Origin of the sequence: Marinilabilia sp., from assembly GCF_016278715.1 — a bacterium.
Taxonomy (GTDB): Bacteria; Bacteroidota; Bacteroidia; order Bacteroidales; family Marinilabiliaceae; genus Marinilabilia.
Genome location: NZ_JADQBH010000049.1, coordinates 42,591 through 68,502 on the forward strand (window position 1 = coordinate 42,591; position 25,912 = coordinate 68,502).

23 protein-coding genes are annotated in these 25,912 nt (G+C 38.0%); 22 read left to right on the top strand and 1 reads right to left on the bottom strand.

Translation table 11 applies throughout. The annotated features are described in order from the left end of the window. Nucleotides 1-206: 206 nt before the first annotated feature. The 18 genes from QZZ43_RS03625 to QZZ43_RS03705 all read left to right on the top strand — a co-directional run bounded on the left by QZZ43_RS03625 (nt 207) and on the right by QZZ43_RS03705 (nt 18,538). Nucleotides 207-1,034 (top strand): glycoside hydrolase family 16 protein, encoded by an 828-nt coding sequence (locus QZZ43_RS03625; RefSeq protein WP_291856346.1) that lies wholly within the window; start codon nt 207-209, stop codon nt 1,032-1,034. A gap of 106 nt (nt 1,035-1,140) precedes the next feature. Beyond that, nucleotides 1,141-4,335 (top strand): SusC/RagA family TonB-linked outer membrane protein, encoded by a 3,195-nt coding sequence (locus tag QZZ43_RS03630; RefSeq protein ID WP_291856348.1) that lies wholly within the window; start codon nt 1,141-1,143, stop codon nt 4,333-4,335. Nucleotides 4,336-4,388: 53 nt separating this feature from the next. Further along, complete coding sequence (locus QZZ43_RS03635) at nt 4,389-6,065, top strand: SusD/RagB family nutrient-binding outer membrane lipoprotein (RefSeq protein WP_291856350.1); 1,677 nt, start codon at nt 4,389-4,391, stop codon at nt 6,063-6,065. 21 nt (nt 6,066-6,086) lie between these two features. Further along, nucleotides 6,087-7,346, top strand: coding sequence for a hypothetical protein (locus tag QZZ43_RS03640; RefSeq protein ID WP_291856353.1), 1,260 nt, complete (start codon nt 6,087-6,089; stop codon nt 7,344-7,346). A gap of 395 nt (nt 7,347-7,741) precedes the next feature. Next, nucleotides 7,742-8,122, top strand: coding sequence for a DUF6713 family protein (locus QZZ43_RS03645; protein ID WP_291856355.1), 381 nt, complete (start codon nt 7,742-7,744; stop codon nt 8,120-8,122). Between the two features lie 28 nt (nt 8,123-8,150). Further along, complete coding sequence (locus QZZ43_RS03650) at nt 8,151-8,687, top strand: GrpB family protein (RefSeq protein WP_291856357.1); 537 nt, start codon at nt 8,151-8,153, stop codon at nt 8,685-8,687. A gap of 418 nt (nt 8,688-9,105) precedes the next feature. Continuing rightward, a complete protein-coding gene (locus tag QZZ43_RS03655; protein WP_291856359.1) occupies nt 9,106-9,450 on the top strand; it encodes a hypothetical protein in 345 nt (114 codons plus the stop codon). A gap of 223 nt (nt 9,451-9,673) precedes the next feature. Then, nucleotides 9,674-10,573, top strand: a complete 900-nt coding sequence (locus QZZ43_RS03660) for a PhzF family phenazine biosynthesis protein (RefSeq protein WP_291856361.1) — start codon at nt 9,674-9,676, stop codon at nt 10,571-10,573. A gap of 199 nt (nt 10,574-10,772) precedes the next feature. Then, nucleotides 10,773-11,318, top strand: a complete 546-nt coding sequence (locus tag QZZ43_RS03665) for a hypothetical protein (RefSeq protein WP_291856363.1) — start codon at nt 10,773-10,775, stop codon at nt 11,316-11,318. 278 nt (nt 11,319-11,596) lie between these two features. After that, nucleotides 11,597-12,019, top strand: coding sequence for a hypothetical protein (locus tag QZZ43_RS03670; protein ID WP_291856364.1), 423 nt, complete (start codon nt 11,597-11,599; stop codon nt 12,017-12,019). A 150-nt stretch (nt 12,020-12,169) separates the two neighbouring features. Beyond that, the gene (locus QZZ43_RS03675) at nt 12,170-12,751 is read left to right on the top strand and encodes a hypothetical protein (protein ID WP_291856367.1); all 582 of its coding nucleotides are present in this window, start codon (nt 12,170-12,172) and stop codon (nt 12,749-12,751) included. Nucleotides 12,752-12,915: 164 nt separating this feature from the next. Further along, complete coding sequence (locus QZZ43_RS03680; RefSeq protein ID WP_291856369.1) at nt 12,916-13,347, top strand: DUF3788 family protein; 432 nt, start codon at nt 12,916-12,918, stop codon at nt 13,345-13,347. A gap of 11 nt (nt 13,348-13,358) precedes the next feature. Next, complete coding sequence (locus tag QZZ43_RS03685) at nt 13,359-14,075, top strand: DNA alkylation repair protein (RefSeq protein ID WP_291856371.1); 717 nt, start codon at nt 13,359-13,361, stop codon at nt 14,073-14,075. A gap of 506 nt (nt 14,076-14,581) precedes the next feature. Beyond that, a complete protein-coding gene (locus tag QZZ43_RS03690) occupies nt 14,582-15,109 on the top strand; it encodes a hypothetical protein (RefSeq protein WP_291856373.1) in 528 nt (175 codons plus the stop codon). A gap of 165 nt (nt 15,110-15,274) precedes the next feature. After that, entirely contained in the window at nt 15,275-15,952 is a 678-nt protein-coding gene (locus QZZ43_RS03695; RefSeq protein WP_291856375.1) for a hypothetical protein, read from the top strand. 205 nt (nt 15,953-16,157) lie between these two features. Further along, the gene (locus QZZ43_RS19560) at nt 16,158-16,337 is read left to right on the top strand and encodes a PLDc N-terminal domain-containing protein (protein ID WP_367221223.1); all 180 of its coding nucleotides are present in this window, start codon (nt 16,158-16,160) and stop codon (nt 16,335-16,337) included. Between the two features lie 183 nt (nt 16,338-16,520). Then, entirely contained in the window at nt 16,521-16,982 is a 462-nt protein-coding gene (locus QZZ43_RS03700) for a hypothetical protein (RefSeq protein WP_291856377.1), read from the top strand. 89 nt (nt 16,983-17,071) lie between these two features. Beyond that, a complete protein-coding gene (locus QZZ43_RS03705; RefSeq protein ID WP_291856378.1) occupies nt 17,072-18,538 on the top strand; it encodes a TlpA disulfide reductase family protein in 1,467 nt (488 codons plus the stop codon). Nucleotides 18,539-18,884: 346 nt separating this feature from the next. Here QZZ43_RS03705 and QZZ43_RS03710 read toward each other — a convergent pair whose 3' ends face one another. Further along, nucleotides 18,885-20,036: a PAS domain-containing sensor histidine kinase gene (locus tag QZZ43_RS03710; protein ID WP_291856380.1), complete on the bottom strand. Its 1,152-nt coding sequence runs from the start codon at nt 20,034-20,036 to the stop codon at nt 18,885-18,887. A gap of 416 nt (nt 20,037-20,452) precedes the next feature. On the opposite strand from QZZ43_RS03710, the gene QZZ43_RS03715 reads away from it, so the two are divergent. The 4 genes from QZZ43_RS03715 to QZZ43_RS03730 all read left to right on the top strand — a co-directional run bounded on the left by QZZ43_RS03715 (nt 20,453) and on the right by QZZ43_RS03730 (nt 25,345). Further along, nucleotides 20,453-22,300 (top strand): hypothetical protein, encoded by a 1,848-nt coding sequence (locus QZZ43_RS03715; RefSeq protein WP_291856382.1) that lies wholly within the window; start codon nt 20,453-20,455, stop codon nt 22,298-22,300. Between the two features lie 6 nt (nt 22,301-22,306). Beyond that, entirely contained in the window at nt 22,307-23,077 is a 771-nt protein-coding gene (locus QZZ43_RS03720) for an ion transporter (protein WP_291856384.1), read from the top strand. Nucleotides 23,078-23,999: 922 nt separating this feature from the next. After that, the gene (locus tag QZZ43_RS03725) at nt 24,000-24,548 is read left to right on the top strand and encodes an AraC family transcriptional regulator (protein WP_291856387.1); all 549 of its coding nucleotides are present in this window, start codon (nt 24,000-24,002) and stop codon (nt 24,546-24,548) included. Nucleotides 24,549-24,697: 149 nt separating this feature from the next. Next, nucleotides 24,698-25,345, top strand: a complete 648-nt coding sequence (locus tag QZZ43_RS03730; protein WP_291856389.1) for a DUF6448 family protein — start codon at nt 24,698-24,700, stop codon at nt 25,343-25,345. Nucleotides 25,346-25,912: the final 567 nt, after the last annotated feature.

A 25,912-nucleotide genomic window follows, 5' to 3' on the forward strand; every position in this document is an offset into this window, starting at 1 on the left:
TCTGTTTTTATGTCAAAAGTGATAGCTGTCAAACCTTGTTTGTCAGCTATCAAACCTCCTTTTTAACAGTAGTTAGCATATTTGTGCCGACCTCATTTTTCATGAGGCGAACAGGGAAAGCATGCCAACAACTTTCACACACACACTAAATATTTTTTCCACAAGTATGTATCACACATTAATCACAACTTAAGAAAAATTGAAACATGAGGAGTTTATTGACATTACTGATTTTCACAAGCAGTTTCATCCAGACGGCCTGCTCTCAGAAGGAGGATGTTTCCTCTCCGGAAGACAAACAGGAAACTCATCGGTTTATGGATGATTTTGACTTTTTCGACGAAAAAGTATGGACCAAAGAAACGCACGAGCCGGGCTGGGTCAATCAGGAACTGCAGGCCTACCGACCCGCCAACGTAGCGGTGGGAACCGACAACGGTAAGTCGGTGCTTATTCTGACGGCCGAACGCAATGGCGACAAAATCTACTCCGGACGCGTCAACAGTCAGGGCAAATTTAATTTTAAGTACGGCCAAATAGAGGCCAGCATAAAATTGCCTAAAACAGCCAATGGCTTGTGGCCGGCATTTTGGATGATGGGCGACAACGGTAAAAACTGGCCAGCCTGTGGCGAAATCGACATTCTGGAAATGGGCGAGCGCAATGGCATCCTCAATGGAACCACCGAAACTTATTACAACACGGCCATCCATTATGGACCTGATATGGCTTCGCACCGCCAGGAATATCACGGCGCCAACTTTTCTCACAGCTTGCAGGATGGCGAGTACCATACCTATACATTGGACTGGACCGAAGACAAGCTTACCATCAGTATCGACGGGATTGAATTCAAAACCTTTGACATCGGCTCCAAGAGCGAGCGTCAAGAATACTTCAGAGACCCCGGCTTCATCCTGTTCAACTTAGCTGTAGGAGGTGCCTTCCCTGACATTCACGACCTCAATGAACTGACCGCCTTGAAAGACGGTGAAAAAGCTTACATGTACATCGATTGGGTAAAAGTTTATTAATCCTTTGCAAAAGATCTATGAAACGAGCATGGTAATAACATCTCACTTACGAGCATGATTATCTCAGCGAGTTCTATATGGCAATTAAAAAACAAATTGAAGGCATATGAAAGAAAGTAAACTAAAAATGGTATTGTTCTGTGGAACAATGTTCCTCATGCTGTTGGGGAGTACCCAACATCTGAGCGCATCCTTACCGGAAAGCCGTCTGCTTTTACAAGAAGACGGAAAGGTTACCGGTACAGTATCCGATGCCGTGGGCACAGTTCCCGGTGTAACCCTTATTGAAAAAGAAAATCCGACCAACGGAACCGCTACCGACATGAACGGCCGTTTCACTCTGGACATTCCCGTAGGTTCCACATTGGTCGTTAGTGCTATTGGCTATAAAACTCAGGAAATAGCCATCACCGACACTCAGATGTCACTGAACATCGTGTTGGAAGAAGACACCAAGCTGCTCGACGACGTAGTGGTTACAGCTTTGGGCATAAGAAGAGAACGCAAAGCTCTGGGTTACGGCCTGGAGGAGGTAGATGGCGCCGACTTGACCAAAGCAGGGGAGACCAATGTCATCAACTCAATGGCCGGACGTGTGGCCGGACTGGTTGTCAGCCAAACCGCTGGCGGACCCTCAGGATCTACCAGAGTTATTCTGCGTGGTAGTACCGAAATGACCGGCAACAACCAACCCCTGTACGTTATCGATGGTGTGCCTCTGGACAACACCAACTACGGCAGTGCAGGAACCAGCGGAGGTTACGACCTGGGCGATGGCATCTCCAGCATCAACCCCGACGACATTGAAAACATGTCGGTACTGAAAGGTCCCGCCGCATCAGCGCTTTATGGTAGTCGCGCCAGTCACGGTGTTATCCTTATCACCACCAAAAAAGCCGATGGCAAAGAAAAGATTAGCGTGGAGTACAACGGAACGCTGACCTTTGATACTCAGTTGGCCAAATGGGACGATATTCAACAGACTTACGGAATGGGAAGTTCCGGTACCTACAGTATCGATGCCGTATCCAACACCAACAAGAGCTGGGGCCCAAGGGCAGACGGCGGAAATATGCTTAACTATTATGATGGTGTTGAACGACCTTACCTCATTATCCCCGACAACACCTCGAATTTTTTCCGTACCGGGAATACCGCTACCAACTCAGCCATTGTTAATGCCCAAAGTGGTAAAACAGGCGTGCGTTTCACCATTACCGATATGCGCAACAACGATATTGTGCCGGAGGCTTTTATGAGCCGGGACGTATTTAACCTTCGTACACATACTTCATTGGGAAAGGTCGATATGGACCTTAGTGCTAATTACACCTTCGAAGATGTGAAGAACAGACCGGCCCTGGGCGACAGTAAATCGAACATCGGGAAAAACCTGATGACCCTGGCTACCACTTATGACCAGAATTGGTTGAAGACATACGAGGACGCAGACGGCAACTATGCCAACTGGAACGGAATGGACCCCTACAACGTGAATCCTTACTGGGATATTTACAAGAACTACAACAAGTCGCACAAAGATCTTTTCCGCCTCAACGGTAAGGTGCTATGGAACCTGAACGACCACCTGAAACTTCAAGGAACTGTGGGTAGCGAACTCAACTGGTTCGAGTTCGACGATTTTAAAGCACCCACCACTCCCGGTTTTGAAGCAGGTCGTTTGCAAAACAGCAACTATCGCAACAGCATGTACAACGTGGAGTTTCTGGCACTTTACAACAACAACTGGGGCGACTTCGACTTCAACGCTACTCTGGGAGGCAACATGTACAAGGTTGACAATCTTACCACCGTGGTTAATGCGCAAGATATGCAGATTCGCGATGTAGTAGCTCTGATGAGTTTTAACGAAACCAGCATCAACCAATACAGCTATCGCAAACAAATTAATTCGGCATTCGGCGCCCTCAATCTGGGCTGGCGACACATGCTGTATCTGGATGCAACCCTGCGTACCGACCAGTCATCAACACTCCCGGCAACCAATAACGTGTACACTTATCCCTCGCTTTCGGGTAGTTTTGTGTTTTCTGAACTCCTGAAGTTGGGCAATACACTGCCCTACGGAAAAGTGCGCCTGTCGTGGGCACAGGTAGGCAGCGACACCGATCCCTATCAGTTGGGACTGGTTTACAGCAAATCGAATCTTACCTATCCTGGTTACACCATCGGTTTCATCGACAACAACACAATTCCCAACAAGGAGCTGATGCCGACTATTACCAACTCCTTTGAAGCAGGTTTGGAAATGAAACTTCTGGACAACCGTATGGGGCTGGATTTCACCTATTACACACAAATCAGTGAAAATCAGATCATGGGTATGGCTACCTCCTGGACTTCAGGATACAATTACCGCCTGATTAACGCCGGCGAAATTGAAAACAAAGGAGTGGAAATATCCCTCAACACCCGTCCGGTTCAGATGAAGGACTTCTCGTGGGATGTTAATTTGAACTTCGCAAAAAACAGCAACATTGTAAGAAAGCTGGTTGACGATATGGACATGATTGAACTGGAAAAAGCAGCCTGGCTGGATGTCCAGGTAGCCGCCATGGTGGGCGAAAACTTCGGTTCCATCGTTGGTCCTGACTTCCAACGCAATGAAAACGGCGATGTCCTGATCGATGCCAATACCGGCCTGCCCCAATACGACAAAAGCAACCACGTACTGGGTAACGCCTCGTGGGACTGGACCGGCGGTCTGGGAACCACGCTTACATACAAAAATGTTTCTCTTTGGGCCCTTTTTGATGTGAAAGTGGGAGGGGACCTTTACTCCATGTCGGCCCGCTCCGCACATGAATCGGGCAAGGGAAATGCCACCCTGCTGGGACGCGAAGAATGGTACAAGTCGGAAGAGGCCAGACAGGCAGCCGGGGTTCCAAAGGGAGACCAGTGGACACCCACCGGCGGCTACGTTGCACCTGGTGTAATCGACAACGGCGATGGTAGCTACCGCCCTAACGACATCTACATCAATCCTGAAGACTACTGGATGAGCGTTAGTCGCAATGCCCCCTCCATGTTCATCTACGATAACTCCTACGTGAAATGTCGTGAGATATCCTTGTCCTATAACGTGCCCCAAACCATATTGGGAAATGCCTTTAAAGCACTTACCGTCTCTGCTGTTGCCCGAAATCCCTTCATTGTTTGGAAGAATATTCCCAACATCGACCCGGATTCGAACTACAACAACACCACCGGTATGGGACTGGAGTACGGCTCTTTACCCTCGCGAAAAAGCTATGGTTTTAATGTCAATGTTAAATTCTAAGCCGCGTTCGGTTTTACATTCCTAAAACAATGGACACGCTAAAAATAAAAAAGATGAGATACAAACAATACTATATCACAGTATTATTGGTGGTTTCGGCGCTATTCTTCGGCGGATGCAGCGATGAATACCTGGAGAATCTGAATACCGATCCGTCCAAGGCCGCCACCATTGACCCCAACGCACAGCTGACCACTGCGCAGTTGCAGACCTATGGAGACCTCGGCATGGTAGAGATATACCGGAACTACCTCTATGGCTTCAATCAGCATCTGATGGGATCCTGGAACACCACCAATTATGGTGGACGACATACCGTCGATAACAATGAAATGAGTCGAATCTGGACCAGTTTCTATACCAATGCCATCAAAAACCTTACCGATGGTGTGGCACGGACTGCCGACGACTCCACCAGGGTGAACATCAACTCTGCCTTGCGCATTTACCGGGTTTACATGATGTCGCTGATTACCGACATCTATGGAGATGCTCCCTACAGTGAAGCCGGCATGGGCTATCTCGACGGCAAATTCAACCCCCGTTACGACACTCAGGAAGAGATCTACAACGATTTCTTTGCGGAACTGACGGCTGCCGTTGATGCTTTCGACAGCGGGAATGACCAGATTACCGGCGATGTCATCTTCGATGGCAACCTGGGCAATTGGAGGAAACTGGCCAACTCACTCCGTCTGCGCTATGCCATGCGCATCTCTGATGTTGCGCCCGAAAAAGCACAGGAAGAGTTTCAAAACGCCCTCCAGGCAGATGGCGGCATTATGGAAACAGCCGGCGACGATGCCCTGATTCAATACCTGTCCATCGCCTTCAGCTTTGGACAAGAGGCCTACGCCGATTTTCGCGGTAACGCCCTTTCGCAACTTCTCTTTGGCAACGACCCTGCAAACAATCCCAGTTACCTGTGTGCCACCTTTTTCAACCAAATGTATGAAAACGGTGACCCCAGGACTTTCAGGATTGCACGCTGTTACTACGACGGACTTATGAGTGCCACCAGTCCCGATAATCGCATCGATCTGACGCAGGAAATGCTCGATAAAGGCATCGCCTTTGAAGCACGCGAACCGGGTGCCTACTCATGGGAACCCTGGCCTCCTGGATACGAAAGTGACATCCTGAAAGAGTTGGCCGAAAGCAATCCTTCCATCGATCCTTTCGTTGCCCGCGAAACCGAGCCCAAGCTGGCCAATAATTTTCTCCGAGGCGACAATCCCGGTGTGGTAATGACTTCTGCAGAAGTTAAGTTTCTGCTGGCAGAAGCTGCCCTTAAGGGATGGAACGTTGGCGGCAGCACAGTAGAAGAGCTGTACCAGCAAGGCGTGCGCGCAGCCATGGATTTTCTTTCTGACAACTATGATACCGAAGTAGTGAGCGACGAGGAATTCAATACCTACATGGCCGACAATGGCATCGGCTACACCATGGAGAAGAAGAAAGAAGCCATCAACACTCAGGCCTGGATGCTCCATTTCACCAATCCCTCCGAGGGCTGGGCCAACCTGCGCCGTTCGGGCTATCCAAGACTCCAGTCACCTGCTGAGTACGGCTTTGAGCAATTCCTCACCGGTGGAACTGAAATCCCTGTTCGTCTGGGCTATCCCGTATTGGAATCTTCCTACAACAAGAAAAACTACGAGGAAGCACTGGGCCGAATGGGCGGAACCAACAGTTGGAACACCACAGTTTGGTGGGATATCACAAAATAACCATTGAAAAAAAACAATAGTATGAAGAACCTAAAATATTTACTGATGGCCGTCCTGGCCCTGAGTTTGTCCATCATCGGCTGCTCCGAAGAGGAAGAACCCTTCGAGACCATTACCGAAAATGATGAGCCAAGGATACTTGATCCTATTTTTGCCGACGGCCAAAATGGACAAATGCCCCTTATTTCAGAAATCGACAGAGATGCCAACCTCACTATGGAGTTGGTCGTTACCCCTTCAGCATACAGTACCGTTACCTGGCTGATTGATGGTGCCGAAGTGCACGAGGGAACCGAGCTCGACATCAACCTGAAAGCTGGCACCTACCATTTTAAGGTGCTGGTGACCACCGATGCCGGAAAAAGTACCTATCGCGAAGGAACCGTAAGGGTAAATCCACTGGCTGGTGATCCCTGGTCCACCGAACAGGGCTTCGAACGCATCATTGTACCAGGTGGCACCGCCGTTTTATACGGAGACAACCTTAACCTGGTGACTGGTATCGAAATGGGTGGTAAAAGCATCAGCGACTTTACTTTCGTTGAAGACGCAGAAGGCAATTATATCGAATACACCGTACCCAACGATTTGAGCGTGGGGCAATACAGGGTGCTGTTGGCAGATGAAGCCGGAAACGATTACGGTGCCAACACTGTTACCGTAACTAAGTCGGCCCTCGTCACCGAAGGTGCCAGTCGCGCCAACCCCAACTCAGAATGGCGCCTGAGCGGACTCAATATGGACCAGATTGCATCGTTGACCATTGCCGGAGAATCCATCACCAGCTTCACTGAGCAAACATCCTCCGAATTGGTACTCACCAGTCCCAACCTGGAAGCTGGCACTTACAGTATGACCGGAAAAACCAGCAGCAATACCGATGTAGAATTCTACAGTGGAGGCAGCGTAGAAACCGAAATTACGGTAACCATCTCCTCCGAAGCTGTGCTGTTCGAAGGTCACCACTATGTTTCCTGGGCTTTTGAAGACGGAAACCCCAACAAAACTTTTAACCTGATAGGGAAAGACGTTTTTGCCACTATCTCGGCAGGCTCCATCCTCGGCATTCACTATTCGGTAGAACCTGCTGATGTGGACCGACAACTGCAAACCACCTCTGCATGGTGGACCATGTTGCCGGGCACCGAAGCCGTTATGTTGTCGGAAGATGGGGTAGTGGAAGTCGTGCTCACTCAGGAAGCTCTGGATCTGATTCAGGCCCAGGACGGTTTCCTTTGTGTAGGCCACGGTTACTATGTTGATAAAGTTACTCTGAAATAGCGCTGTAGTATAAACAGCAACACTTTAATAAACAAAAAAGGCCGGCTCATGTCGGCCTTTTTGTTTTTTATGCCTGATGTTCAGGAATGAAACCGTTAACCTTTTTGGAAAAAGGGAACAAAAAGTTAATTTTACGGGAAGCAAAATCATTTTAAAACAAGAAATAAATTGATTGCCCAGCCCCACATATTGTTTAAAGGAAATTTGAACTTCCCCGCATCAGCAGGAGGGGGAGTGATTGATAAGGTTTAGAAAGGTGTACAATGCATTCGGAATTTGGATGTTTTGTGCACCTTTTGTTTTTATAAGGGGAGTATAGGGGCACTTTGGTGGGGTTATAGAAGTGTTGTGCGGCATGCAAGGAAACGTAGTACAAACCTTAAACTAACTGAAAAATGGATTTGAGTTTATTATTTTGGATTTACCTGATAAATTCCGTGATTCTTATAAATCATGAGATTGATTCAGCTTATTGGCAGGAATGGAAATTAGTTAATCCCAATGACACAAGTGACGTAAAAGGATTCTTAATAATTCATTTTCCGATGTTATTTGCAATTCTTTTCGGCTTAATACTCATAGATAGGGGATTAATAGCTGGATATGTTATTTCTTTAATTGTTGCAGCTGGTGGGATTTTTGCATTTTTCTTTCATTTTTACCATTTAAGAAAAGGACGAAAAGAATTTAATAACTGGCTTTCCAAACTGATATTAATTTTAACATTTCCGATTTCGATTTTTCAAATTGCATTGACAATCATGGATTTGATTTAGTATGACTGCACCAAAAGATCTACATAAAATGACAATCAACGAATTAGGTCAATTATTTCCGATTATAATAAAAGACTATTCGGATAGGTGGTCGGATTTATATAAAGAAGAGGCCAAATTGATTACTGATTCATTCTCGCAAACTGATATTGTGAAAATTGACCATATTGGTAGTACTGCAATCCCAAGAATTAAATCAAAACCAACGATTGATATCTTATTGCAAGTTACAGAGCAGATTGATATTCAAAGATTAAAGGCTACATTTAAATTACTCGGATACCAAATCAATGCACATCCAGAAAATCCCCCACCACATTTGACATTTGTGAAAGGTTATACAAAGCATGGATTTAAAGGACAAGCATATCATGTTCATATCAGATACCGTGGAGACTGGGATGAAATTAGGTTCAGGGATTACCTGATTAAAAATAAAGAGATTGCAAAAGAATACGAATTATTAAAATTGGAGCTTGCTGAGAAATATCCAAACGATAGAGAAGCATATACTGATTTAAAAACCGAATGGATTGAAAAAATTAATAACTTGACACGAAAATAATGCACGACCGCACAACAATCTGTATACGCCATCCGGGTCTCCACAGCATATTGCAAGCTTCTTTTTACCTTGCTACCCGCTCACGGTTTGACACAATCTTATGGGGTTTGAAAGCCCCGGCCTGACGCATACGGCCGAGACGTTGGGGACAAGCAAAAACACATGGTCTATATTGTCTTAAAAATTAGATGTTTAATTATAAAAAAAACTTAAATTAAAGACTTTAAAACCTGATTTTCAATTATGCTAAAAATAACCAAATAATTATCGAGCCCTAAATAAGGATAATATGATTCAATTCTTCCAAACGATTCCAAATAGGGTACTGTATTTTATTTTTTCTTTGGTCTTAATATTAATTATCATTAAGATAAAAACATTACTCAGAATAAACAGAGTGAGGAAAACTGCTATTCAATTGATAAAAAATACATTAACCGGCATAAGTTTTAATGATTTACCAGAAAAAGAAAATGATGATATATACGTCAAATTTTTTGAGACAAAAGAACTGAAATATTTCAATATAATTCGTGACAATGGTGAGGATTTGGAATATAGACTTCGTGATTCAAAAGATTTAAAGGAAAACAATCCTAAAGTGAGAAATTTGATTACGAAGTTTAGAGAAAAAGGAAATAAAGATGGAAAAATCCTCAAAGAAACTGGTGGGTTCATCTTAATTCACAAAATAAACAATACCAGTTTTGCAGTTCTTATGTTCTCAAAACCTAATTATTCAGAGATAATTTTTAAAAAATGATATCTTTAAATCAATTAATTTAAAACAAATAAAACAAGAAAATGCCAGTCCCCAACAAAAATATATACGCCAGCCTTAGCATCTACCGCATATTGAGAGTCTCATTTTCCCCGCTCGTATGCGTTCACGCTGATTAAGTCACAGTTGGTCCGAAAGGGGCGGGAGGTGGATGTAGCCTAAACGTTCGAACACAAAAAACAAGCCGGGATAAACATACTTGAAAATGAAAGAATACAAATTTAAAAAGATAGACGCTTTTGCAACTAAAAACTCTGCCGGAAATCCAGCAGGCTACATTTTGTTAGATGATATGGGAGATATTTCTGAAAAGGAGATGCTACAAATAGCAAAGGAGTTAAAAGGATTCGTAAATGAGGTTGGATACGTTGCAAAAATAGGGGACAACGAATTTGATTTGCGATATTTTTCATCCGAGCGAGAGGTGGGCTTTTGTGGCCATGCTACAATTGCCATATTTTACGACCTGATAAAAACAGATGATAAGTTAGTAAATATCCCGATTTTAACAATCAATACAAACAAAGGGACATTAAAAGTAGAAAACAGATTAAAAGAGTCTGATTCTGTTTTTATTATGTCACCCAATCCAGAAACTAAAGAGACTTCTGTAAATGTTGGAGAATTAGCGAATGAATTGGGAATTGATAAGTTGAAAATCAATTCAGTTTTACCAATTTCTGTTATAAATGCAGGGCTATCAACCTTGATTGTTCCTATAAAGGATTTAGAAACAATTTTGGCGATTAATCCTGACCTTGAAGGACTAAAAAATTATTGTTTTAACATTGGAGTAGACATCATTGAGGTATTCACATCCGACGTTAGAGAAAAAACAAGTGATTACAGAACCAGAGTTTTTGCACCGACTTTTGGATACATCGAAGACCCTGCCACCGGTTCAGGTAATTCAGCATTCGGATATTATTTGATAAACAACAATTTGTGGAAAAAAGAAATCATAACTATTGAGCAAAACGGACTGATTGACAATTTCAACATTGTAAAACTTCAAAAACAGATGGATGAAAACAGTATTGAACGTGTATGTTTTGGAGGAGGAGCAATAACAAAAATCGAAGGAAAATATAGGACCTATAATTAATTCTTTGTGCTAAAAATGCTTACAAATTAACCACAAATGATGTGCTAAATATCAGGCCATTGGTTCGCTTGCGCCTAGGTGAATGAACCGATCTCATTGATTCGCATAATTTAAGAAGCGACCATCATGATAATGATATTTGGTTAAACTCATTAAAGATGGTGATTATTACAGAAATATGAATTAATATGTTTGTTTCATGGATGGTTTTGAAAAAAGATTAAATGAGTCATTGATATTACTATATGATTTTGTAAGAAATCCCTTTCACAAACCGATTGATAAACTAGAGGATGATAAAAGTCTGGTTTTTTTGGCATCAGTCTTATCAGGTATTATTGTTATCGTTAAGTTTTTAAATACTCCGATGGATAATTGGGTATATATTGCTTTCCTGATAGGAGGATTACTACTAACACCATTGTTTGGACTTTTAGTTGTTCATTTTAAGGGGGCTGTATTTGGATTGTATTTGACCTTTGTTGCCGCACCACTATTTAAAGTTCAATTGAATGATTTTCTGAAAGCGAAACAAATTATGACGTTTTCATCTATTGGATTAATTGTTTCGTCCGTTCCAAGTTTGTCGAATGTTGGGATTGTAATTGGCCTGGCAATCCAAGTTTTGGGACTGATTAAATTGTTTAACGTCAGTTTAATAAAATCACTGGCAACTGCCCTTATTTATTCTGCATTGTGGATGGGGGTGATTTTTCTAATTGCAACAGGAACCGCTTGGATTTAGATTGAAAATGATTTGAACTAAAAAATTTATAAACGATGCCCAATAAAGCCAATATGCAATAGCCCTGGGACGCACAATAATTTAAGGGTTCAGTGGTTCCCAAAACCTATCTGCCCCAGATTAAATCCTGTGACGGCAGATAATGATCCAGCGGGTAAAATCGAGATGGATTGATACGTACCAGTTCTATTTGAGCCTTCGAGAATCCAAAACAAAACATAGACTAAAAAACAATAAGCTGATATTAAGATTGCTCAAATATTTGGAGATTACAAAACATGGAGACATTAATAGCATTATCGAACTTTCTGATTGCCGGATTGATAATAATTGCGCCGGTTTTAATATTTATCATACTTAAAAAACTAAAAACAAAACGGCCTCTTATAATTTATTCTTTGATAGGCTTGTTTGTACTTGGAGTTTTGATGTGGATTTTTGCCTGGTGGAGTTATGAGTCAGATTTGATTTTATTGAAACATTATGGTTACAACCTAGACGGAATGAGTGAAACTGAATTTTTTGGGAATGTTCTACCTGAGAATATGGATAAAGTAAAAAGACTTGAAACCAGTATTATGGGAATTGGCTGGCCTGTTAAAGCGATTTTGGGATTTGTGATGACTATTCCGTATTTGATTTTTGTTTATATTGGCAAGGTGTTGATTGATAGGATATTGTTAAATAAAAACGATGCTTGACAAATAATATACATGATGCCGGACGAAATACCATATTTGAAAATAAGTGCCTTTAATAAACCTTGAAGGTGTGATAGTTTGGACCTTAGAAATCCCGCATTCCGTATATTAAAAACTATATGAGAAATTTTATAAGAGTCTCCGAATAACATGACAAGAAACCTCAAAACATCACTGATTATTTCACTTCTATTTGTCGGATTGATAAGATTTCGACCGATTTGGGAAAGGAATCCTGGAGGGTTTTGGAATGTTTTATTTTTTCTGGGAATTGCAGTTTTATTCTTCTGGCTGATTGTTAAGATTATTATTGAATTTGTCAGACTAATAAAGCAACGAAAAAACCTGACAATCAAACTGTTTGTTCCGTTTTTTATTATGGCAGTCTTTCTATTAGACGGAATGTTTAACCCCTTGAGAATAAATTTAGAAAAAATTTATGGACGAGTGGTATTTCGTGCCTGTTACGAGGGGACACAGAATCAAGCAACTTTTAAACTTAGAGAAAGTGGGAAATTTGATATTCATTGGACAGGAGTTTTTTTCTCCGATGAATTTTTTACAGGAGAATACACAAAAAACCAGGATACATTATTGCTTGATTTTAAAACTGAGGTTCCAAGAAATTTAAGTGATACCTTGGTTATTAATGGAGATTATATTTATAGATTAAAAGCAGACACTTTAATTTCGACTCATTTTTATTTGGGTGATTGCAAAGGACTTAATTGATAATAATGGAAAGGATACATAATCATACAATAGTCCTGTTTTCATTTTTGGAACCTAAAATGTAGGATATAGTCATAATGATTCTTAATATACCGGGCCTGAAATATACAGCCAAACCGTTTTAGTCAAAATAATCGAAACCAACCATTAATATCAATAGCATTATGAAAGAAGAAGCTCTCAAACAACTGCTCAGAGATCCGGAACAAGAACCTACCGAAGACTTGTTAAGGACCGTTTTGTCTGACTCCATTTTTGAAGTAATGAAGGCGGTGGAACAAAGTTTTGTTTCAGCAGGAATCGACTTTGAATGGAGATACTATAAAGATGGAAAAGCCTGGCTGGGAAAAGCCACTTTCAAGAAAAAAACGATGGTGTGGATTTCTGCCTGGGAGAAGTGCATTACAGCAGGTTTTTATTTTACTGAAAAGACACGTTCAGGAGTTTTGGATTTGAGTTTTAGCGAAGAAGCTAAGTCCACATTTGCCGATGCGAAGCCAATAGGGAAAGTCATTCCGCTGATTCTCGAAATAAAGGATAAAGCATCATTGCAAGATTTTAATATACTGCTCAACCATAAAATGAACCTTCGATAAAATTGGAGCAAATGAAAGAAAAACTGGTTTCCGACATTAGGATGGAACTTCAAGCCGGTGCCGACATTGAAGTGAAAAAAACTTCAAGTCGATTTTTTAAGCAGGGAGAAGAAGCATTGGTTTACGGATTAAAATCGGCCGATGTCACCAAAATCGCAAAGGAGTTCCGCAGGCAGATCAAAACGTACTCCAGGCAAGAGGTGTTTGCCGTTTGCGAAGAGCTGTGGAAATCCGGGTATCTTGAAGAGGCCGTTATCGCTTGTAAGTTTACCGAATCTTTATCGAAACAATACGAACCGGAAGACTTCAGGACTTTTGAGCGTTGGGTCAATAGTTATGTAAGCAATTGGGCAGCTTGCGACACGCTTTGCAATCACACCATAGGAACATTTATGATGATGTATCCCGAATTCGTTAACGAATTAAAGAGGTGGGCGCAGTCGCCCAATCGTTGGACAAAAAGGGCTGCTGCAGTAACTTTGATTATCCCGGCCAGAAAAGGATTATTTCTTAAAGAGATATTTGAGATAGCTGATATCCTGCTTCTTGACAATGACGACCTGGTACAAAAAGGTTATGGCTGGATGTTGAAAGCAGCTAGTGAGAGCAACCAAAAGGCCGTTTTTGATTATGTGGTATCTAAAAAAGAGATTATGCCACGAACAGCACTCCGTTACGCCATAGTAAAAATGCCGAAAGAATTAAAAGTAGAGGCAATGAAAAAGTGAGTCTCAAACCAAACCTCATAAAAGATAACGGGGGGGGAGATTTTTTGAGGGTTTCAGCTCCATCGGCATGAGTATCACTGAAGTTCAGCAATGAAATCGGTAATCTTTTTTGGAAAAAGAAAACAAAAAAGTTAGTTTTACAGCAACCAATAACACTCTAAAACCAAAAACAAATTGATTGCCCAACCCCATATACTGTTTAAAGAAAATTTGAACTTTCTCGTCCCAACGGGATGGGGAGTGATTGATCAGACATAGAAAGGTGTACAATGCATTCGGGATTTGAATGTTTTGTGCGCCTTTTGTTTTGATAAGGGGAATATAAGCGCACCTTGGTGGGGGTATAGAAGTGTTGGGGCCAAGGTGGAAAAATTAGATAATTCACTATTAAAGAGTGAACAAGTAAGAGTGTACTTATGATTAAAAATATATTATTAATCAAAATTGCTTCCAATTTGAACATTACCCAAATATTGGATTGGAAATGAAAACAAAACAAAAAAAACATGACAATTAGAACATTTTGGACACTACTCCTAAAAGCGTTGGGAATATGGCTTGTATTAAATGGATTGACTGTTATCACACAATTCATAAGCTTTTTTTCATTTTTTGGAAGTAATCACAATGATAACATTTTGGGAATTATTTATGTCTCCATATTATTGCTAATTACAATTGGAGCATATTTTATTGTGTTGAAAATATTTGTTTTTAATTCAAACTGGATAATTGATAAACTAAAACTTGATAAAGGTTTTCAAGAAGATAAAATTGATTTAAACATTTCATTAAGAACGGTACTAAAAATTGCAATCATAGTCATCGGTGGATTGATTTTCGTAGAAGCCTTCCCCATGCTTTGCAAGCAAATTTTCTCTTCGTTTCAGCAGAAAGAAGTGTTTAGAGAAGACCCCCAATTTAGCTGGGTAATTTTCTATTTTGTTAAGGTATGTATTGGATATTTAATGATGACAAAAAGCAATTATTTGATTGATTTTATTCAGAAGAAAACAGACAAAACTAAAGATTAAATTAAAACGTCTTACAATAAAGCTATGATACGCCAGCTGTGTCACAGAAAATTGAGGGTTTAGTTTTACCCTCTCCCATGCGTTCAAACTGATAAAATCAGTGCTGGCGGGAAAAGCGCTTGGGGGGGTAGCGGGGACCTTTCAACACATTAATTAAAACAAGAAATGGCAAAACCCATATTACTGATAATAATGATATCTATATTGGTTGTTCCTTCCCTAAAAGGACAATCCCAAAAGTTAGATAGTTTAAAGCAAATTGCATTAACATATTTTCAGAAAAATGATTTCGTTAATGCTGAAAAGCAATTCGAAAAAATTTATTTAGTTGACTCACTAGATGTTGATGTTGTTTTTAATTTGGGAACTTTAAATTTACAACTTGACAACGAAAAGGATGCGATCAAATATTTTCAAAAAGCGGTTTCTCTTAGGGATAGAGAATCAGCTAAAATTTTAAAAAAGAATTTAAATCAGAAAATTGAATACTCAGATTTCATGCACACAGATGATGTTGACAAACAACCAAAATGCATTTACAAAAATAAAGAACTTGACTTAATTGAAAATCACAACCTTAACAGCAAGTTGATTTCAATAATAACTAAGGGGTTGAGAAAATCGAAGATAATAAAAGACTCAAATTTCTCAGGGAGAGTTTATGTGATGATTGAGATTGATAAATCTGGAAAAATAATATGTCAAATTAAGAAAGGAACTGATTCGGAAGAAGTAAATTCCGAAATAAAACAAATAATTGAAAATTCAGGACTATTTATTCCTGCAAAATATCAAAACAAAGATGTTGGAGTTTGGGGATGGACAATTCCGATATCAATTTAAAGATGAATGCAATAACTAAAGGGTACAATTGAATTTGATGGATCTGGTCTTAAGAAATCTATGGTATTCAAACAACTATATTAAATTCAAAAAGTAAATCATGAAAAAAACTAGCTTAATAAACTTTTGTGGCAATTTTGGAACTGTATTATTGATCATTGCAGCAATTTTTATGATTCAGCACTATCCTTTTCACAATGAATTAATGACAATTGGACTTCTATCATTTGCAGTTTTCTGGATTTGGATACTAATTAAAATATTTAGAGCCCACCAACCATTAAACTATAAAACTGGCTGGACTATTTTTGTTTTGTTTATTCCAATAGTCGGATCCTGGGTTTATTATCATTTGGAATTAAAAAAATTAAACAATTTGCAATAAGGCTGTGATACACCGACCGCATCATCCACTCCATAATGCGGGTTTTGTTTTAGCCTCTCACATGCTTTCTGGATCATAAAGTCACAGATGTTCAGAAAGCCATCGCCAGGTGCAAATTGCAGGGGAGCTAAATGCATTGTTCGAATTAAGGGATAAACAATTCAAACGATAAAAAAATGTGAAATGAGAAGAAACAAGCTAACAAACAATTCAACGTTCAAATCTAAATGGATTAGCACTAAACTAATTTGGGGATTAATAGTACTATTCAGTGCTATTAATTTAGGTTGCGATAAAGAGGAAGAGGCCGATGTCTATTACGTTAAATATGTGATTAATGCTTCAAACATTAACCCGGGGGGAAAGCTTAATGTCACAATTAATAATGAGAATAGTGAAAAAGTATTATTTGTAATTGACCAAAATTCGAATTGGGAAACGATAATTGGTCCGGTTTCAAAGGGTTTCAGTGCAGCCTTATTAACTTCAAATGAAACAGGTACAGAAAGGTTGAATGTTTATTCAGAGATAGATGTAAGTAAAAACAACAGTCCGTTCGCAATTAAGGCAAGTGATGAATCTTATGTTAGTGAAATTACTTTGACGATAACTTCTACAGTTTTAGATTATACAATCGATTATTGAAAATTTTAAGAACTCACAAATGCTAAGTGTCAGTGGAAAGCAGTTCCGGGACGAGAATGCAGGAGTGGGTCTTGATTAATTTGTGGATTATGAGAATAGAAACAAGAATTATCCTGCTTTTCTTATTGACAATTTTTCTAGGCGGATGCTTTGAAAAACATGACCAGGAAAAAAAATCCACATTAACTGTCATCACTGGAAATGTGAGGAATATTGAGGTTTATCCAGACACAAAAGAATTTTCTGTACAGATTATAGATTTCCGAGGTAAAAAAACCATTTTTACTGATTCAATAAAAAATGATGGAACCTTCAAGATTGAGTTTGAGCTATATAAAACACAAGATTTAAATATAAATCCAATTGTTGGAAAAATTATTGCAAGCCCGGGAGATTCAATACATCTTGAAATTGATTTTAAAGATATTGGAAATGTTCGTTTTTTTGGTGACAATCAGCAGTCGAACATGAATATAAATAAATATCTAAACAGCAATTATGGAGTGTTTGAGTTTAGCCCCAGAGAAACTCAAAGCATGAGTCTCAATACTTATAAATCATTCTGTGACAGCATTAAGAGTGTTGCAGAACAAAAACGACAAAAGTTCATTAGGGAGATAAACCCTTCACCAGCAATTCGCAGATGGACTAAAGATTACATAACTATTAATTACCAAAAATCACTATTGTTTTTTCCCTTGAGTCATGCTCACAAAAACAATATAGCCTACCGTGATTTAGATATCCCTCGCGACTACTACTCCTTTCTTGAAAAAATAGAAAGGAAATACTCAGACTCAATTGTTAATACCAATATATATGAACTATTGGGGGTTTATACCAGCAGCTTTGCTCAAAGAACGATTAATTTTACAAAACGTTCAAGAGATTCTTATATTTCTACCATAGTAAACTCCGTGATAAAGAACCATGAAGAGAGTTATTTTAGGCAAATTCTTATTGGAAGTATATTTTATGAAGAACTTAATTATAATAATTTAGATCTTTTCGAAGAAAACAAAATTTTGTTGAATGAGAATGTATCTGATGGTTTTTTAATAACTCCTCTAAACAAATATTATGAGGACTTAAGAGAACAGAAGAAGAATCCTGAAATAAACTCAAATGAAATTTTGTCAAAATTAAACGGCACAACAGCTAGGCCGTTGATTGATTCGATTTTGTTAGCAAACCAGGGTAAGGTTTTATATATCGACTTTTGGGCAACCTGGTGTGGTCCCTGTAAAGAAGAAATGTTAAATTCAAAGAAACTTAAGCATATTTTAGCAGGAGAAGATGTTGAATTTGTTTATTTATGTCTGCAATCAAAGAAGGAACAATGGAAATCGGATATATCTCAAATGCAACTTGATGGTCAACACTATTTCTGTGACATTAAACAAAGTAGGAATATTCGAAAAACTTTTGACATAAAATCATTACCGCACTATATGTTGGTAAACAAAAACGGACATATTATTGAATCAGGTTTTTATTTAAGGCCAATGAGTCCAAGAACCTTCGATAAAATTGACAAATTATTAGCGGAAGAATGAAATTCCGTCCTAAACAAAGCAATAACCCCCTAGCCTAGGATTCACAGCATATTGCAGGAATTTCCGTTTTTTTCATAAATTACTTTTACACTGTTAAATCAGATAAATAATGTTAACCTATAAGTTAGGGTAAAAAGCATTGTAGTTTAGGTGGTTATTAGGGCATTCTGACCTACATCAGGTTTTGTGAGGGCAGCCAGGAAGGTGGTCTGCAAACCTCAATATTTCAAACATGTGACTATTGCCCTCACATAAGAGACCAAACCCAAAATCTTGCAAAACCAAAATCGCGATCAGGGATTAAGGGACGAAATCTCAATTTTTAATGTTTGAAGGAGTGTTGATTTTATTTTGGATTTAAAGGCTCCTCAATGGGCAATGTAAAATAGAATGAGGAACCTTCACCTTCAATACTTTCCACCCATATTTCACCTCCATTTTTTTCTAAAAACCCTTTTACCAGTAATAGCCCAATTCCGGCCCCTTTGTTATTTTTTCTTGCTTCTGAAAGGTTTTTCATTTGCGGGGTAAAAAGATTATCCATTATTTCTTTGGACATTCCAACCCCGGAATCTTTAATCTGAACAATAATTTTATCCTCTTTATTTTTTGCTGAAATCTCGATGGTTCCTCCTTTCCCAGTATGCTTTATCGCGTTTGAGACAATGTTCTGGATGATGGAGATTAACATTTTGTCATCTGCAAATACGGAAGTATCCTCTTCAACTTCCTGATGCAGGTTGATTGTATCTATAGTGGCAGTGTCTTTTAAGTTTTCAAAGACTTTATTTATGTATTCGGTTAGTTTTATCTTGGTTGGAGAAAAAATGTCCGACGCGTATTTTATCCTTGCCCATTCTACTAAATAGTCTAACATATCCAATTCATCCGTTGATGATTTATAAAGTGTATCCAGCATTTTCTGAATTTCATCGGGCTTCATTGTCCGATAGTAATCTTTCAAATACGATGTGAGTTGAATAATCGCTGTCAGGGGACTTCTTAAATCGTGCGAAAGAATAGCCAGAACACTCTCCTTATGCTTATTTAGATCCTCCAGGTCTTTGGTGTATTTTTTTATTGCATCCTCCGATTTTTTCTGTTTTGTTAAGTCGCGCAAGATTTTAACATAACCCAAAATATCTCCCTCTGAACCGATAAGTGGGAAAACCTGCCCATAAGCATAAAACAGACTTTTATCTTTAGTAAGGTGCCATCTATTATCTGTTGCCCTGCCTTCTTTTAAGGCAGTTTTAATTTCCTTTGCGGGAATGCCAATCTTTTTATCTTCCTCGGTAAATATTATATCATAAGGTTTACCAATAATTTCTTCTGCCTGATAACCAAAAATAGTTGTCGAACCAGAACTCCAGCTGTTAATATTGAACTCATTATCCAACGTTAAAACTGAATAATCTTCTAAGCTGTCAATTATTTGACTGTAAAACTCAGCATCGGGGACAAAAATATTTTTCCGAGTTTCCGGTTTGTTTTTCATGAGATTAATTTTAATAGAAATGTAGAGCTGCTATTTACCCAACAAAAGGTATTGGTAAGCAAAACTCTATTGCCCGGAAGTTATTGAAGTTATAGGATTTAATCAATACCCTTGTTTTATTTGATTATTGAATTGTCATCCAACAAGTGAAGCAATCTCATTTCTTTACCGGACACCAGGGGTATGCATTCAGGTTCTATCTCCTCCGGCATTCTACATTTTCACTTTTTGAATAATTGAAAATAACTCTTGAAATTTAGAAGTTAGGAACAATTAAGATAAATTTCAAATCGCTTCCACGCCCTTCAATCAGGCCCTTCAAATACTTAGTATACTAAGAACTTAACTGATAACATTGAACGAATTGATAATTTTATTAAATTGTAAACTTTTTAAACCAAATAAATCATAATACAATGAAACTTGAAAAAATCCTTGACTTACTAAATTCGTTTGAAAAAAACTCGTTTCTGAAAATTATTGATTCTATAATTAGCGAAAAACCTAAAATAAGTGGTCAGATTGATAAAATCCTTATTGATGGGTCCAAGGATCTGAAAAACCTGGATAATATTAATGTGTCAAAGGTTTTTTCTGTTGTAGAGGAGGAGTTCAAAAAGTATGTGCATAGTGAATTTGTAAACACTACATCACAACTTGATATTCTAACAGATATTTTAACTCGTGATGGAAACTGTGTAATGAAACAAGATTGGTTTGCCCGTTTGTATGAGAAAGAAATTAAAGATCTTGAAAGAAAATTACAATCTTTCAATAAAAACATAAACTCAGATACCACTGAGATTGAACCTAAAAGACTTCGGGATTATAAGGTTTATACCGAGTGCTTAAAAACGGCTTACGAAAATGATGATAGCCACGGAGAGGATAGAAAAATAACATCAGATGAGCAATCCATTTTATATACCTTATCGAAACAACTTGAACTCTCACAAGAGGAAATTAAATTGATTAACTATTCAATTATTCCAGTTTGTATCCAACATATCGATAAGGTAATTAATGATTTAAAAAATTTAGGGGTAATTTTTTATTCCAAAAAGACCAATACCGTTTATGTTGCCCAGGAAGTAGTTAAATTATTAAGAGATATTAGGGGAAAAGCTATTGCTGACAAGCATTTCAGGAGAATTTTAAAGCAATTACGAGAACCCCAAATTAATATGGTATGTAAAAAGCATAATATCGACTGGCGACAATCCTTGGATGTAAAAATTAATGAAATAATAAGTAAAGGGATTTCATTACACAATATTCTTGAGAATGAAATCCATAAGGAGGGAACATATTTGAATGACATTAAGAAATTCCTAAATGAACTAAATGAAAGAAGCTTCGATATCCCAAACCCAACAAAAGGAGTAACCGTTGGTGAGAAAATTGAGAACTTAATTGAATATTTTAATGAAATTGAGAAAGACGAAAAAGTTTCAATTTCCATGGATGGTTATGAAAACATGTTGGTTGATTTTAAAAAAATAGTTCCTAAATCAAACGACGTAATTCGCTTACACTACGAATTGCAAGATGAAAATGTATTGGATATTTCATATCTGCTGGAATATAATCTAAAACCTAGAGATATTCTTGAGATTATTCCTGAAGAGTTCCTGAAGACTTTTTGCGACAAAAGAGAAATTAAGCAACGAGGAGACATTATAAGCAATATTTTGGATTCTTATATGGATACAGAAAACCTTTATTTAGAGAACTATGAGAATATTGCGTTCCGTAGATTGCTAGAATTGAAAGAAAATGGTATCCAAATCTCAGATGCTGAAATAGGTGTAAAATTTGAAGATTTAACTAAAGCGATTTTTAAGAAATTAGGACTTAATGTTGACGATGGTTTGAGAAAACACATGAACACCAAACAAGATAAAGCAGATATACTTATAAATCTTGGAAATAGTGAAGTTATTCTTGTGGAATGCAAATCGGTAAAAGAAAGCGGATACAATAAATTCAGTTCGGTTAAGCGTCAGTTAAAAGCATATTTTGATATGGCAGAGAAGAATGGACTGAAAGTTGTAAAATCCTTATTGATTGCCCCCGAATTTTCTGATGAATTCATAAATGAATGTGAACTTGAGTATGAATTAAATTTATCACTGATACAAGCTTCTTCCCTGTACAGTATTCTTGAAGGCTTTAAAAACTCAAATAAAGCACAATTCCCTTATAAATTACTAATGCGAGATGTGCTAATAAAAGAGGACAGAATTCTAAAAGCTATTAAATAATTAACCATGCTCAAACGGTTTTTTCTAAATGACAATATTATTCTTGGAGTAATTATTTTAAACTCCATTACAATTTTATTGGGTGCTTTTGATAATTTATCATCCTCACAGTTAATATTAATTACGAGCTTTGATAATACTATTACAATCGTTTTTATTATCGAAATGATTGTTAAGTTGTTGGAATTTAGACTTAAAGGCTATTTCTCTTCAACCTGGAATAAACTCGATTTCTTTTTAGTTTTATTATCAATTCCCGCATTGATTTCCTGGGTTTTTGATCTTTCATTATCTAACCTTAGTTTCTTTTTGGTTTTTAGGGTGTTGCGTGTTTTTAAATCTTTTAGATTTTTAAAATTCGTCCCAGGAATTACAGATTTAATCAAGGGTGTACAAAGAGCATTAAAAACTTCGGTAGTAATAATTTTGGGGTTTTGTGTTTATATTTTCATCATTGGGATTTTTTCCACCTATTTGTTCCAGAGTATAGCTCCGGAACACTTTTCAAATCCCTGGATATCATTCTATTCGATATTTAAGATATTCACAGTTGAGGGCTGGTATGAGATACCAGAGCAGATAGCTGCTACTACTGATGGATCAATCGCATTCTTGTCAAAATTTTATTTTGTATTTATTTTGGTTACAGGAGGGATTTTTGGATTATCACTTGTCAATTCAATTTTTGTAGAGGCTATGCTTAGCGACAATACAGATGATATTTCCCAAAAAATAGACAATCTTGAAAAGAAATTAGATAACTACATGAGAAATTAAACTTAACGAATTCAATTTCGTTCGTTGTTATACCACTTACCCTTTGAGCTTTCTTAACGTTTAAAAATGCTATAGATTTGTAAAACAGGAGTTGCATGACAAGAGATTGTCAAGTATCCAGAAGGTTCGGGATGAGAGATTTAGGGTGAAATTCCCTTTGCTTACCCGACGGCAGTATGTTGGGCTTCAACCATTGAACAACATTCTGAAAACTATTGACTTTGTTGAATTTTTTAGAAATATACAAGGAAATGAAACGAGCATGGCAATGATGGCCTCAAAAAGAACATGTATAAGTTCTTACATGCGAGTTCCATTCCACCTTATATAAATGAATTTTATACGCATGAAATACATTTTTTTGATTGCTGCATTCAATGCCTTGTTTTTTGCCATCTTAGTTTTGCAGAAAAAAAAGGCCTTACACGATAAAATACTGATATACTGGCTAGTTTATTTAGGTTTATTCACAGGGGTATATGCATTGTTCTCAAATATTCTATTTATAGAATTTCACCTCTTCTCAGCAAGTTTTATTTCACTGCTCTTGCTTCATGGCCCCTTCTTGTTTCTATATATTTCTTCATTGATTGATAAAAAGTTTGAATTCAACAGGAAAAAACTTTTACATTTTGTTCCATTTATCCTATTCAATATATATATTGTTATTGCTTCCTTTTATCCGGAAATTTCGGAACGAATAAGATTGGATCATGTGGAAAGTGAAGCCGGGGCCCCATTACTGTTTCATTTATTCCTGATTTTTACAGTTTTATCCGGGCCGATATATTTTATTCTATCAATTTGGCTATTCAAAAAACTGGATATTAATATCTTCAATAATTTTTCATCGTATGAGAATGTTAACCTCGACTGGTTAAGAAAGCTTGTTTATTCTTTTGGGGCTATTTGGACAGTATTAATGATTTTTGCCACTGCCCATCATGTTTTTGGATTGTTCTCATGGGTTTTTTGCACTCACGGTTTATCTCTTTCGTTGTCCGTTTTTATCCTCTTAATTGGGTATTTCGGCTTAAAGCAAAAAGAAATTTTTATCCAATATCATGATAACACCATCGAGTACGTAACTGAACCGAAGACGAAGTATGCCGGTGTGGTTTTGAAAGAAGCTGATGTGGAGCTTTATGTTAGTAAATTAAAACGTTTTATGGCTTCCGATAAACCATATTTAGATGCTGACTTCTCACTTCCTGAATTGGCAGACAAACTCGACATCCCTTCTCATTACCTTTCACGGGTTATAAATGAACAATTTGGAGTCAATTTCTTTGACTTCATAAATCAATATAGGGTAGAAGAAGTGAAATCAAAGATTGGTAATCCTGAGTTTAAGAATTTTTCTTTGTTAGGGATTGCTTTTGATAGTGGTTTTAATACCAAATCCGCATTTAACAGGGTATTTAAAAAAATAACCGGAGTAACACCGAGCGAATATAAAAAACAAACATAAAATGCTCTGTTTTAGCCTGTGAAAGTCCGGGTTCATAAAAAGGGGTTTTAAATAATAGGTACTACATTACAAAGTAGGTCGCACAAGTATTTTTATCAGTGTTCCTTTGTCTCAAGATAATTTAGTAATAATCATTAAAGAAATTTATCATGAGACAAACAGAAATGAATTTGGGAACTGATGCTCCAAAGAGTATACTTAAAACACGTGAAGCAAATTTAAAAACAGCCCTGTCGTTTGTTTTCGTATCATTGTTTATAATTTTCAATTCACCTCCGGCATCTGCCCATTGCGACTCCTTAGATGGTCCAACAATTAAAGACGCTGTTAAAGCTCTGGAAACAAACAACGTTAATCTGGTTCTGAAATGGGTAACAGCTGAACAGGAAAAAGAAATTATTTCTTTGTTCGATAAAACTTATTCTTTGAAATCTGGTGACAAAGAAGTCTATGCCATTGTTGAAAAACACTTCTTTGAAACCCTGGTTCGTCTGCACCGCGAAACTGAAGGGGCTCCCTTCACAGGGCTAAAACCAGCAGGAACTACGAAGAAAATAATTCAACTAAGCGACCAGGCTTTAGAAAGTGAAGATATTGATGAATTCCTCGGAAAGCTAAACAACCACATTGGAAAAGTGATAAGGGAGAAATATGAAAAAACAGCAGCACTTGAAAAAGTGAAAAATGATTCTCCGGAAAAAGGCCGTGAATATGTAGAAGCCTATGTTGATTACACTCATAGTATCGAAGCTATCCATGATATTGTTGAGCATGGTGCAGGACACTCGGCCCACTAACATGGAAAATGAAATAAAAAATCATTGGTGCCGTTTAAAAGGTTGACATTGCTTGCTTCTGATTTACAGGCCTTTAGATTTTATGCATGCGGAAGTTGAAGATGTGAAACATATTTTAACTATCGGATAACTAGGAAAACATCAAAAAATAATTTGCCAATTCAAAATGCTGAGTTATATTTGCATCGGGTTAGGGTTAAGGTTTGAAAGGTCTGTCGGAATGTCGGCAGGCCTTTCTTTATTTCTAATAGTTACTAATTGTATTTACATCAAACAATTACTTCATTGTAGGAGCATTATCCTGGTTATTTCGGAATCACAATCCTGGTTCGTCTGGTTATTCTCTCTTTCTTAACCTGCTTTGGTTAAATATTTTCACTTGTAACAGCGGAAGTTTTAGATTCTAAAATAGATAGATTCCCTTCCCAACCACACAGAACTCCGAGTCTGAAAGTCAATGCGAACACATTGGAGCAATCTGGACTATTTCCTGGGGAGCATCTATATTTTATCACTACTGTCCGACAAAAAAAGCGTTTAACTTTTTGCGCTCAAGCCGCGCGGGCT